At 73.0% G+C, this 12,431-nt stretch carries 10 protein-coding genes; 5 read left to right on the forward strand and 5 right to left on the reverse strand.

From position 1 onward, the window contains the following. The 3 genes from I4I78_RS08050 to I4I78_RS08060 form a co-directional block, all read right to left on the reverse strand. Positions 1–1,701, reverse strand: a 1,701-nt coding sequence (locus tag I4I78_RS08050; protein WP_218610594.1) for an ABC transporter ATP-binding protein, incomplete at its 3' end; no start/stop codon positions are given. Between the two features lie 65 nt (positions 1,702–1,766). Further along, a complete protein-coding gene (locus I4I78_RS08055) occupies positions 1,767–2,651 on the reverse strand; it encodes a hypothetical protein (RefSeq protein WP_218610595.1) in 885 nt (294 codons plus the stop codon). Positions 2,652–2,685: 34 nt separating this feature from the next. Next, positions 2,686–3,612, reverse strand: a complete 927-nt coding sequence (locus tag I4I78_RS08060; RefSeq protein WP_308251971.1) for an ATP-binding cassette domain-containing protein — start codon at positions 3,610–3,612, stop codon at positions 2,686–2,688. Between the two features lie 198 nt (positions 3,613–3,810). Between I4I78_RS08060 and I4I78_RS08065 the strand changes: the two genes are divergently transcribed. After that, positions 3,811–5,424: a long-chain-fatty-acid--CoA ligase gene (locus tag I4I78_RS08065; RefSeq protein ID WP_218610597.1), complete on the forward strand. Its 1,614-nt coding sequence runs from the start codon at positions 3,811–3,813 to the stop codon at positions 5,422–5,424. A 49-nt stretch (positions 5,425–5,473) separates the two neighbouring features. Here the strand turns inward: I4I78_RS08065 and I4I78_RS08070 are convergent, their stop codons facing one another. Beyond that, a complete protein-coding gene (locus tag I4I78_RS08070; protein WP_218610598.1) occupies positions 5,474–6,652 on the reverse strand; it encodes a macrolide family glycosyltransferase in 1,179 nt (392 codons plus the stop codon). A 140-nt stretch (positions 6,653–6,792) separates the two neighbouring features. Between I4I78_RS08070 and I4I78_RS08075 the strand changes: the two genes are divergently transcribed. Continuing rightward, on the forward strand, positions 6,793–7,410 hold the full coding sequence (locus I4I78_RS08075; RefSeq protein ID WP_218610599.1) for a GyrI-like domain-containing protein: 618 nt from the start codon (positions 6,793–6,795) through the stop codon (positions 7,408–7,410). Between the two features lie 97 nt (positions 7,411–7,507). Here the strand turns inward: I4I78_RS08075 and I4I78_RS08080 are convergent, their stop codons facing one another. Further along, complete coding sequence (locus tag I4I78_RS08080; protein ID WP_218610600.1) at positions 7,508–8,485, reverse strand: acyl-CoA desaturase; 978 nt, start codon at positions 8,483–8,485, stop codon at positions 7,508–7,510. A gap of 127 nt (positions 8,486–8,612) precedes the next feature. Between I4I78_RS08080 and I4I78_RS08085 the strand changes: the two genes are divergently transcribed. From I4I78_RS08085 to I4I78_RS08095, 3 genes are all read left to right on the forward strand, one after another. After that, positions 8,613–9,644, forward strand: coding sequence for an LLM class F420-dependent oxidoreductase (locus I4I78_RS08085; RefSeq protein WP_218610601.1), 1,032 nt, complete (start codon positions 8,613–8,615; stop codon positions 9,642–9,644). A 148-nt stretch (positions 9,645–9,792) separates the two neighbouring features. After that, on the forward strand, positions 9,793–11,421 hold the full coding sequence (locus I4I78_RS08090) for an NAD(P)/FAD-dependent oxidoreductase (RefSeq protein ID WP_308251972.1): 1,629 nt from the start codon (positions 9,793–9,795) through the stop codon (positions 11,419–11,421). A gap of 194 nt (positions 11,422–11,615) precedes the next feature. Then, the gene (locus I4I78_RS08095) at positions 11,616–12,395 is read left to right on the forward strand and encodes a hypothetical protein (RefSeq protein WP_218610602.1); all 780 of its coding nucleotides are present in this window, start codon (positions 11,616–11,618) and stop codon (positions 12,393–12,395) included. Positions 12,396–12,431 lie beyond the last annotated feature (36 nt).

Here is a 12,431-nt window from a genome sequence, read left to right on the forward strand (position 1 = left end):
CTCGTCCTCGGTGCCGATGTCCACGACCCGGCCGTGGTCGAGCACCGCGATCCGGTCGGCCAGCGCCAGGGTGGAGCGGCGGTGCGCGACGAGCAGGGTCGTGCGGTCGCTGGTGAGCTCGCGCAGGGTGTCGTGGATCGCCGCCTCGGTCGCGGTGTCGACCGCCGACGTCGCGTCGTCGAGCACCAGCACCCGCGGGCGGGTGAGCATCGCCCGGGCCAGCGCGATCCGCTGTCGCTGCCCGCCGGACAGGGTCAGTCCGCGCTCGCCGACCTCGGTGTCGTAGCCGCCGGGCAGCTCCTCGACGAACCCGGCGACCTGGGCGGCGGCCGCGGCGGCGCGGATCTCGTCCTCGCTCGCGTCCGGGCGCCCGTAGGCGATGTTGGCCCGGATCGTGTCGGAGAACAGGAACGCCTCCTCGAAGACGACCCCGAGCTCGGCGCGCAGGTCGCGCAGGCGCAGCTCGCGCAGGTCCGTCCCGCCGATCCGCAGCGCCCCGGCCTGCGGGTCGTAGAACCGCGGGAGCAGCAGCGCGACCGTCGACTTGCCCGAGCCCGGGGGGCCGACCAGGGCGACCGTCTCCCCCGGCTCGACGCGCAGCGACAGCCCGTCGAGTACCGGCTCGCTGCGGGCCTCGGTGTCGGTGTAGCCGAACCGGACGTCGTCGAGCTCGACCGACAACGAACCCTCCGGCAGGGCGCGCGGCTCCGCCGGGTCGGTCACGTCGGGCTCGGAGTCCACCAGGTCGTAGACGCGTTCGGCGCCGGCGCGGGTCAGCTGCGCGGCGACGATCAGCGCGCCGATCAGCCGCGCCGGGCCGATCAGCTGCCCGACGTAGGTGGTGAAGGCCAGGAACGTGCCCAGCGTGATCGAGCCGGTCATGGCCAGGTAGCCGCCGAGGCCGATCACCGCGACCTGCCCGAGCCCGGGCAGCGCCAGCAGCACCGGGTTCAGCCGGGCGGTCAGCCGGGCCGCGCGCAGGCGCTCGCCGTAGAGCGTGCGGGCCCGGCCCTCCAGCCCGGACACCTCGCGGGCCTCCTGGCCGAACCCCTTCACCACCCGGACCCCGGTGACCGTCTCCTCGACCTGCTGGGCGATCTCGGCCGCGCGCTGCTGGGCCGACCAGGTCGCCGGGAACAGGGTCCTGCGGGTGCGGTTGGTGATGAACGCGGCCACCGGCAGCATCACCAGGGCGACGACGGTGAGCAGCGGCGAGAGCCAGAGCATCGCCGCCACCGAGGTGACCACCAGCACGACCGTGCCGGCGCTGAGCGGGACGATCGAGAGCAGCCCCTGCACCAGCTGCAGGTCCGAGATCGCCCGGGACGCGACCTGCCCGGTGCGCAGCCGGTCCTGGCGCACACCGTCCATCCGCTGCACCGCCGCGAACACCTGGCGGCGCAGGTCGTGCTGGACGTCCAGCGCCATCCGGCCGCCGAGGTAGCGGCGCAGGAACGCCGACCCGAACCGCACCAGGGCCAGGCCGAGGATGGCGAGTACGACCGGCAGCAGCACGGCCGTCTCGCCGACGACGGCGCCGTCCACCGCGAGCTTGGTCAGCAGCGGGCCGACCGCCTCCAGACCGACCCCGAGCATCGACGCGACGATCGCGCCGATCGTCACCGCCTTGTGCTTGAAGCATGCCCGGGTGAGGCGGCGGATCCAGCCCTCGGCGGGCGCGGACGAGGGGGAGGACGGCACCGGATCAGGCTATGCCCGGCCCCCGACAGTCCGCCCGCCGATAGGGCGTGACCCGCGAGACGCCCTCACGTGATGTCGCGGCGCCCGCCGACGACCGCCGCCAGCGCCACCGCTGCGGCGGTCCAGGCCAGCAGCACCAGCAGCGCCACCCAGCCCGGCGGCGGGGAGCTGACCCCGGCCAGGAACTCCAGGATCTGCGTGCCGTCGGCGCCCTGACCGGCAGCGTTCACCGGGCTCTCGTAGAGCGCGATGTCGCCGGCGTTGCCGGGCAGGAACGACGTCAGCCGCGCGAACACCGAGCCGTTGTCGTCACCCACCCGCATCACCCCGGCGAGCACGTTCTCCCCGACCAGCGAGTACCCGACGACCAGCGCGACCGCGCCCGCCTGGTTCGGCACCAGCGTGCCGACCGCGACCCCGAGCACGCCCCACAGCGCGCAGACCAGCATCCCGACCAGGCCCAGCGAGAGCAGCTCGCCCGCGCCGGGCAGCGTCTGCCCGCCGAGCACGGCACCGCCGAGCAGCGGCCCGAGCAGTGCCGTGAGCAGCCCGTACGCCGCCGCGACACCGGCGGCGACCACGACCTTGGATCCGAGCACCTGCCCGCGGGACCCGGTCAGGAAGGCCTGGGTGACGGTCCGGTGCCGGTACTCGCCACTGGAGGCCAGCGCGCCGAACGCGCCGCCGACGATCGACACCGCGCTCAGCGTCGAGGCCAGCCCGGCGAGCAGGAGCACCGGGGAGGTCTCGGTCGCGCCCGGCACCAGCAGCGTGATCAGCGAGCCGAACAGGCTCATCGCCAGTGCCAGCACCACGATCGGGATCAGCAGCAGCCAGTACATCCGCACCGACGTCGTCTTGCGGACCTCGGAGCGCAGCACCGCACGCCAGCGGTGCCCCGGCCCGATCCGCGCGAGCAGGCCCGGCCCCGGGACCTCCGCGGTGCTCATGACCCCTCCACCGGAACGAGTGTGTCGTCGCGAGTCATACGTTCTCCCCCGCCAGCAGCCGCAGGAACATCTGCTCCAGGCCGACCCGTTCCTCGGTCATCCCGTAGACCGCGATCCCGGCGGCCAGCGCCACGTCCCCGACCCGCACCGCGTCCGCCCCGGCGACGGCCAGCCAGCCGTCGTCGACCGCGTCCACCTCGGTCAGCCCCTCCGCGACCAGGGCCTCGGCCAGCTTCGCCGGGTCGGCCGGGCGGACCAGCACCCGTCCACTCTGGCTCTCCCGCAGCGCGTCGATCGGGCCGTCGAAGCGGCACCGGCCGTGGTCGATCACGACCAGGCGCTGCGCGGTCAGCTCGATCTCGGCGAGCTGGTGCGAGGAGACCAGGACGCTGCGCCCGGACGCGGCGAACGACTGCAGGAACGCACGCAGCCACGCGATGCCGTCCGGGTCGAGGCCGTTGCCGGGCTCGTCGAGCACCAGGATCCGGGGGTCGCCGAGCAGCGCCGCGGCCAGTGCCAGGCGCTGGTTCATGCCGAGCGAGTAGCCGCCGACCGCGCGGTCCGCGGCGTCGGTGAGCCCGACCAGGGCCAGTACCTCCTCGACCCGGGAGTCCGGCACCTCGATCGCCGCGGCGGCGGCCCGCAGATGCGCCCGCGCGGTGCGCTTCGGGTGCCCGCCCTGCACCTCCAGCACGGCGCCGATCACCCGTCCCGGCGAGCAGTGCGCGGCGAACGGGATGCCCTCGACGAGCGCGGTGCCGGTGCTCGGCCCGACCAGGCCGAGGATCATCCGCAGCGTCGTCGTCTTCCCGGAGCCGTTCGGCCCGAGGAAGCCGGTCACCGATCCCGGCTCGACGGTGAACGACAGGTCGCGGACGGCGTCGACGGGCCCGAACTGCTTACCGAGCCCCTCGACGGTGATCCGGCCGACGTTGCCGTCCGGTGTGTGCGTGCTCTGCACGGTCGGTCCCCCGATCGTCGGCGCGTGCGCGGCCATCCTCCCTGCCGCGCCGCACGTGCGGTGCGAGGGGTCGCCCCCGCGGCGCGCACCCGCGCGTCCCGGGGTGGACGAAACGGACAGACCGCGCGGCACGAGACTGGTGTAGCACGCCGACGGAGGCCAGCATGGCTGCGTCCGACCCCCGCACCGAGGAGCACCGTGACCGACACCCGCCGCACCGTGTCCACCCTGCTGCAGCGCTGGGCCACCGAACGGCCCGACGACGAGGCCGTCCGGTTCGGCCCGACCCGGCGCACCTGGGCACAGCTCGACGAGCGGGTCCGCCGGGTCGCCGCGGCCCTGCGCGCCGAGGGGGTGGGCCCCGGCGACCGGATCGCGGTGCTCGACCTCAACCACCCGTCGTGCCTGGAGTTGACGCTGGCGTGCGCCCGGATCGGCGCGGCGAACGCGGTGGTCAACTTCCGGCTGGCCCCGCCGGAGATCGTCTACGTGATCAACGACGCGCGGGCTGTGCTGCTGGCCGTCGGGCCGGAGTTCACCCCGGCCGTCGAACAGGTCAAGGACCTGTTGCCGACCGTGCGCCGGGTGCTGCACGTCGGTACCGAGAGCAGCGGAGCGAGCATCGGCACCGAGAGCAGCGGAGCGAGAACGAGCATCGGCACCGACGAGTACGAGGCCTGGCTGGGCGCCCACGAGCCCGACGCCGCCCCGTACGACGCCGCCCCCGACGACTGCTTCGTGCAGCTCTACACCTCGGGCACCACCGGCTTCCCCAAGGGCGCGATGCTCACCCACCGCGGCATGCTCAGCCACGCCGAGCACGTCGCGCACGACTTCGAGCTCGCCCCCACCGACGTCGTGCAGGTCGCGATGCCGCTGTTCCACGTGGGCGGGATGAGCTACGCGCTGCTCGCGCTCGGCCAGGGTGCGCGGATCGTGATGGCCCGGACGCCGGACCCGGCGGCGCTGCTGGACATGTTCGCCGACGAGCGGATCACCCACACGTTCCTGGTGCCGGCGCTGATGGGCGCGATGACCCAGGTGCCCGACGCCGCCGCGCGGGACTACTCGTCGTTGCGCGCGGTGTCCTACGGCGCCTCGCCGTGCCCGCTGCCGGTGATGCGCGCCAGCCTGGCGCTGTTCGGGCCGAAGCTGCACCAGGTCTACGGCATGACCGAGGCCTGCGGCGTGGTCAGCTCGCTCGGCCCGGCCGACCACGCCGACCCGTCCGTGGCGCACCGGCTGGTCTCCGCCGGGAAGCCGATCATCGGCGTGGAGATCGAGGTCCGGGACCCGGAGACCGGCGCACCCGTGCCGACCGGCGGGCCCGGCGAGATCTGGGTCCGCACCGAGCAGCTGATGAGCGGGTACTGGGACAAGCCGGACGCGACCGCGTCCGCGCTGACCGGGGACGGCTGGCTGCGCTCCGGCGACGGCGGGCACATCGACGCCGACGGCTACCTCTTCGTCACCGACCGGATCAAGGACATGATCGTCAGCGGCGGGGAGAACGTGTACCCGGCCGAGGTGGAGCGCGTGCTGGCCGAGCACCCCTCGGTCGGCGACGTGGCGGTGATCGGCGTGCCGGACGAGCGGTGGGGAGAGGTACCCAAGGCCGTCGTGGTGGCCGCGCCCGGGCAGCACGTCGACCCGGACGCGCTGCTCGCCTACTGCCGCGAGCAGCTGGCCTCGTTCAAGTGCCCCAAGTCGGTCGACGTGCTCGACGAGCTGCCGCGCAACCCCACCGGCAAGATCCTGAAGAAGGACCTCCGCAAGCCCTACTGGGACGGCCGCGAGCGCCGGACGGTGTGACCCGGCCGGCCCGGCCGGCGGCTGTGACCGGTGGGAACGAGCGGAGCGTTCAGGGCAGGGCCCGTTCGACCGCGTCCGCCGCCACGGCGGCCCCGCCGGAGGCGGCGATCTCGCTGCGCATCCAGCCGAGCCGCTCGCGCACGTCCGGATCGCCGGCGACGTCCTCCACGGCCTCCCACAACGCGTCCGGGGCGGAGCGGGCGGGATCGAGCACCTGACCGAGGCCGAGCCCGGCGATCCGGTCGGCGTTGGCCCGCTGCTCGGCCATCTGCGGGATGGCCACGAGGGGAACCCCGGCCGCCAGCCCCTCCATCGTGCTGCCCATCCCGGCGTGGGTGACGAACGCGCGGGCATGACGGAGCACGGTCAGCTGCGGGACCTCGGTGTGCACCTCGACGTTGGCCGCCAACGGTCCGAGCGACGCGGGGTCCACCTGGTCGCCGACCACCATGACCACGTGCCACGGCCTCCCGTCGGCCGACGTGGCCACCTCGCGGTAGAACTCCGGGCGGTCGTTGTAGGCGGTGCCGAGCGACACCAGTACGACCGGCGCACCGGACACGGGCGGCCGCCACTCGCCCTGGAAACCACGCTCGGTGAAGCAGGGCCCGACGAATGCGTAGCGGTCGGTGAACGTGTCACCGGCGTACTGGAAGGCCCGTGGGAGCGTCACCAGCCGCTGGGCCGCCCTCTCGCCCTGAGTGAATCCGCGGACGTCGCGGATGCCCTGCCGTCGCAGGTACCGGCCGATGCGCAGGATCATCCGCAGGAACCGTGGATCCAGCGGATTGACCTTGGAGTAGGCGTTCATCGACCAGTGCCGGTTGCTCACCAGATTCGGCCACGTCTCCACCGAAGGCACATCCCAGCGGTGCGCGAGAATGCGGCCCCACCAGGCGAGCGCCCCGTCGTGGAGCACCAGATCGGGACGATCGCGGCCCGCAGCCCGCGCCAGGACCGGCACGAGCGCCTCGGTCTCGTCGAGCAGCAGCCCCATCGCCCGGACGAGCTCCCGGCCATGCATCTGCGGCAGGGTGTCGCGGCCCATCGCCTCCCACGTGGACGTGACGGGCGCGTAGCGGGCGCCGGTCTCGGCGATCCGCTCGGCGAACGCGCGTGGCGCCCAGTAGGTGAGGTCGTGACCCCGGCGCACGAGCTCGGCGACGACCCCCAGGGTCGGGTTGACGTGCCCCGCCCCGAGCGGCGCATAACAGTAGATCACCGCCACACCGACCGACTGTAGCGGCGGACGCGACCGCACCACCTGCGGTCGGTGTTGACGACCGCCCCGTGCGTCGCGACGATCCTCCGGCCGGTCCGGGCGTCGGGGCCCGTCCGGCGCCAGCGCAGTCCGAGCCGGGAGCGACGGTGACCGACAAGATCGACTTCAAGCGGACGCTCGGCTGCTACCGGGCGAAGCGGGACGCACCCGCGCTCGTCGAGGTGCCGGACCTGCGCTACCTGATGGTCGACGGCCACGGGGACCCGAACACCGCGGCCTTCGCCGAGGCGGTCTCGGCGCTCTACCCGGTCGCGTACTCGCTGAAGTTCGCCAGCCGGTCCGACCTCGGCCGGGACTACGTGGTGATGCCGCTGGAGGGCCTGTGGTGGGCCGAGGACATGGGCTCCTTCACCACCGCCCGGGACAAGACGCGGTGGTCCTGGACCTTGATGATCATGACGCCGGACTGGGTCACCGACGACATGTTCGCCGCGGCTCTGGAGCGGGTCGCGGCGAAGGACCGCCCGGCCCGGCTCGGCGACCTGCGGCTGCAGACGCTCTCGGAGGGCCGGTGCGTCCAGGCGCTGCACGTCGGCTCCTACGACGACGAGGCCGGGCTGCTCCGCCGGATGCACGACGAGTTCATCCCGGCCGCGGGCATGACCATGGTCGGCAGGCACCACGAGGTCTACCTCAGCGACGCCCGCCGGGTCGAGCCGTCGAAGCGGCGGACGATCCTGCGCCAGCCCGTCGCCGCGTCCTGAGCCCTGGGCCCCGGGCCCGACCACCGGCCCCGCGACGCGGGACGGCCCGCCCACCCCGGTCGGGGTGCGCGGGCCGTATGTCCCTGCGAGGTGCCGGTCAGGCCGCGGCGGCCTCGGTCGGCTTGCTCAGCTTCTCCAGCCGGCGGGTGGTGGGCCAGCGGACGTTGCTCGCCCAGCCCAGCTTCTCGAAGCCGCGGATGACGCCGGCCGAGATGTCGACCTGGCCCTTCTTCACGCCGTGCCGGGCGCAGGTCGGGTCGGCGTGGTGCAGGTTGTGCCACGACTCCCCGAACGACAGCACCGCGAGCCACCAGACGTTGGCCGACTTGTCGCGGGCGGCGAAGGGGCGCTCGCCCCAGATGTGGCAGATCGAGTTGATCGACCAGGTCACGTGGTGCAGCAGCGAGACGCGGACCAGGCCGGCCCAGAAGAACGCGGTGAAGAAGCCCCACCAGGACATCGTCACCAGTCCGCCGATGGCGGCCGGCAGCAGCAGGCTCACCGCGACGATCGCCGGGAACAGCTTCTGGACGAGCGCGATGTCCCGGTCGTCGAGCAGGTCCGGGGTGTAGCGACGCTGGTTGGTCACCTCCTTGGTGAACAGCCAGCCGGTGTGCGCGTGCCAGAAGCCCTTGGCCAGACCGAGCACGCTCTCACCGTGCAGCCACGGGCTGTGCGGGTCGCCCTCCTTGTCGGAGAACGCGTGGTGGCGGCGGTGGTCGGCCGTCCAGTCGATGACGCCGCCCTGCAGCGCGAAGCTGCCGGCGACGGCGAGCGCGATCCGCAGCGGGCGCTTGGCCTTGAACGAGCCGTGCGTGAAGTAGCGGTGGAAACCGACCGTGATCCCGAGCCCGGACACCACGTAGAAGAACGCGGCCAGACCGATGTCGAGCCAGCTCAGCCCCCAGCCCCACGCGAGCGGGACGGCGGCGATCAGCGCCAGCATCGGGACGGCGACGAAGATGCCGACCAGGAACGTCTCGACGGCGGGGGTGGGGCCGAGAGTCGTCGGTGCCTTGCCGGGTGCCGGCGGGGCAGCGGTCTGCGTGCGGGGAGGTGCGGCCTCGAGGGTCATGATGCAAGGACACCCGAATCGGGCGCGGGAGACAGTGCGGTAATCCCCCCTATCCGGCGTCGGGACCGCGCCAGGGGTGTGAGCTGCACGACTTGACTCGCGAGTAACCCTCGGATACCCACATGCCGTGAAGCTCTCCACGATCCTGCCCTACGGCGACGACCCCATCCGCAACGCCGACGCGGTCACCGGCCTCGAGAAGGCCGGTCTCGACGCCGTGTGGGCGGCCGAGGCCTACAGCTTCGACGCGGTGTCGTTGCTGGGGTACCTGGCCGCGCGCACCGAGCGGATGGAGATCGGCGCCGCGATCCTGCCGATCTACAGCCGGACCCCGACCCTGACCGCGATGACCGCGGCCGGGCTCGACGCCCTGTCCGGAGGCCGGTTCAACCTGGGGCTCGGCGCGTCCGGCCCGCAGGTGATCGAGGGCTTCCACGGCGTCGCCTACGACAAGCCGATCGGCCGGACCCGGGAGATCATCGAGATCTGCCGCCAGACCTGGCGCCGGGAGAAGGTGCACAGCGACGGCATCTACAAGATCCCGCTCCCGGAGGGCGAGGGCACCGGTCTGGGCAAGCCGCTCAAGCTGATCAACCACCCGAAGCGGGACTCGATCCCGATCTGGGTGGCCGCGCTGGGCGAGAAGAACCTGACCATGACCGCGGAGCTGGCCCAGGGCTGGCTGCCGCACGTCGTGCTGCCGGAGAAGATCCGCGACGTGTTCGGCGACGCGCTCGACGCCGGGTTCGCCAAGCGGGACCCGGGCCTCGGCACGCTGCAGATCGCCGGCGGCGGCGTCTGCGCGATCGAGGAGGAGATGTTCGAGCCGGCGCGCCAGGCCGCCCGCGGGATGTACGCCCTCTACATCGGCGGCATGGGGGCGCGCGGGAAGAACTTCTACAACACGGTGTTCGCCAAGCAGGGCTACGAGGCCGAGGCGAAGCTCGTGCAGGACCTCTACCTGGACGGGAAGAAGGAGGAGGCGATGGCCGCGCTGCCCGACGACTTCATCGACCGGGTCACCCTGATCGGCCCGGAGGGGCACGTACGCGAGCGGATCGCCGCCCTGGCCGAGGCGGGCGTCACCTACCTGCACGTCAACCCGATGACCCAGGACCCGCCGAAGCTGCTCTCGCAGCTCAAGGAATGGATCTCCTGAGCCTGCTACCCGGACACTCCGTGTCCGGGTAGCCCTGTTGCCCGCCGGCGGCTCCTGTGATGGATTGACCTGCGGGGAGGAACGGACGACCGTTCCGCGGGGCGCACGGACGCCCGCCCTCGACGTGCTTCGACGAAGGAGTGGGCCCGTGGCCGAGGACGACACCACCCCCGACCTGGACGCCGTCGTCGTCGGCGCCGGGTTCGCCGGGCTCTACATGCTGCACCGGCTGCGCGGTCTCGGGATGTCCGCGCTGGTGCTCGAACGCGCCGGCGGCGTCGGCGGGACCTGGTACTGGAACCGCTACCCCGGCGCGCGCTGCGACTCCGAGAGCTACTACTACTGCTACGCGTTCTCCCAGGAGCTCGAGCAGGAGTGGGAGTGGACCGAGCGCTACCCCCGCCAGCCGGAGATCAAGCGCTACCTCGACCACGTCACCGACCGCTTCGACCTGCGCCGCGACATCCGGTTCGACACGTCCGTCGAGTCCGCGCGCTACGACGAGGACACCCGGTCCTGGTCGGTCACCACGGCCGCCGGTGACGTACTGCGCTGCCGGTACCTGATCACCGCGGTGGGCTGCCTGTCCGCCGCGAACGTGCCCGACATCCCCGGACTGGACACCTTCGCCGGGCAGTGGCACCACACCGGGCAGTGGCCGCACGAGGGCGTCGACGTGCGCGGGGCGCGGGTGGGCATCGTCGGCACCGGGTCGACCGGCATCCAGGCGGTCCCGGTGCTCGCCGCGGACGCGGCGCACCTGACGGTGTTCCAGCGGACCGCGAACTACTCCATCCCGGCCCGCAACGGTCCGCTGAGCGCCGAGGAGTCCGCCACCTACAAGGCCTCCTACGACGAGATCCGCGCGGTGCAGGCGGGGTCGACGAACGGGCACCCGTTCGTCGTCAGCGACGAGTCCGCCCTGGACGCCGCCCCGGAGCGTCGCGAGGCGATCTACCGGCAGGCGTGGGAACGCGGCGGGCTGCGGTTCCGGGCGTCGTTCCGTGACCTGCTCGCCGACGCCGACGCGAACGAGACCGCCTCGGAGTTCCTCCGGGACCGGATCCGCGAGGTCGTCGACGACCCGGAGACCGCCGAGAAGCTGGTGCCCCACGACCACGGGTTCGCCACCAAGCGCCCGCCGATCGACACGCACTACTTCGAGACCTACAACCAGCCGCACGTGCGCCTGGTCGACGTGAAGGCGACACCGATCGAGGAGATCGTGCCGGCCGGCGTCCGGACGTCGGAGGGCGTGCACGAGCTCGACCACCTGGTGTTCGCCACCGGGTTCGACGCGATGACCGGCCCGCTGCTCTCGTTCGAGATCACCGGCGCCGGCGGCACCGCCCTGCGCGAGGCCTGGGCGGCCGGTCCGCGCGGCTACCTGGGGCTCGGCGTGTCCGGCTTCCCGAACCTGTTCACGATCACCGGCCCGGGCAGCCCGTCGGTGCTGACCAACATGCCGACCTCCATCGAGCAGCACGTCGACTGGATCGCCGACTGCCTGGGACACCTGCGCGAGCGCGGGGTGGACCGGATCGAGGCCGAGCCCGATGCGGAGCGCGAGTGGGGCGAGCACGTGCAGGAGGCCGCGGAGGCGACGCTGCTGCCCCGTGCGGCCAGCTCCTGGTACCTGGGGGCGAACGTGCCGGGCAAGCCGCGGGTGTTCATGCCCTACGCCGGTGGCTTCGCCCGCTACACGCGGACCTGCACCGCCGTCGCCGAGGACGGCTACCGGGGGTTCGCGCTGGAACCGGCCAGGACGCGGGTCTGAAGGGCCCACGGTGTTGCCGCGTCGGGCTGGGCCCTTCGGGCCTGCGGCTCTTGCGCCGAACGGCGCAATTGGCGGGGCCGGGTCACCACGCGTATCCGGCTCGTTCCACAATGTGTGACGTCGTCCACGCGTTCCACGCCCACGGTCGCCTCCACCGACCTACGGCAGGGAACCGGGTAGAGGAGGAGCGCGCGTTGCTCGAACTGGCCATCCGGACCTCCGACGAACCGATCGCACCCGGTCAGTACCGGCACACCGCGACCCACGCCTGGTGGATGGGAACGTACTTCGCCGGTGACGACGTGGCAGTGCACTACTCCGAGCACCTGCACCAGCAGTGGACCCCGGCCGACCCGGCCCAGGACTGGCTGCTCGACCGCGAGCTGACCGGCCGGATGCTCTGGCTCAGCGGCGACGGCTCCGCCGCCGTCGACGCCGGGTTCACCCTGGCCGACCAGTGGCCCACCGGCCGCTTCCGCGCTCCCTGGGGCGACTTCTACGCCGAGCTGCACGGGCACGTGCCGGCCGTCCGGCCGGGCAGCTGGGTCGCACCCACGCCCGCGTTCCTGGCCGCCCTGCCGCGCGACCCGGACCGGCTCCTGCGTCGCCTGATCGACGACAGCCCGCCCGGACGCGGCTACACCGGCCCGTTCCAGAGCGCGGTCGACGCGCTGCGCACCTGCGCCGTCCCGGCCGAGCTGCGCTCCACGATCTACGCCGCGCTGCGGGCGCTGCCCGCGGTGTCGGTCGGCGAGGCCGCGAACCTCGACGGCGAGGTGCACCAGACGCTGGTGCACGACGAGGGTTCGGTCCGCAGCGAGCTGCTGATCTCCCCGGTGGACGGCCAGTACGCCGGCGAGCGGGACACGGTGCGGCGCCCGACCCGCGTCGGCCCCCCGGTCGGCACCGTGATCGCCGAGACCGCGGTGTCCACCTCGGTGGTCGACGGGCTCGGCTCGCTCCCGGGCTTCTGAGCGCACCCGGGCATTCCGAGCGCACCCGGGCTTCCG

Source organism: Pseudonocardia sp. KRD291 (assembly GCF_019263595.1).
Lineage (GTDB): Bacteria > Actinomycetota > Actinomycetes > Mycobacteriales > Pseudonocardiaceae > Pseudonocardia.

Excerpts from the sequence above, each read along its gene's own strand:
- I4I78_RS08055 (WP_218610595.1), bottom strand. The coding sequence starts at position 2,651 with ATGAGCACCGCGGAGGTCCCGGGGCCGGGCCTGCTCGCGCGGATCGGG.
- I4I78_RS08080 (WP_218610600.1), bottom strand. The coding sequence starts at position 8,485 with ATGACCCTCGAGGCCGCACCTCCCCGCACGCAGACCGCTGCCCCGCCG.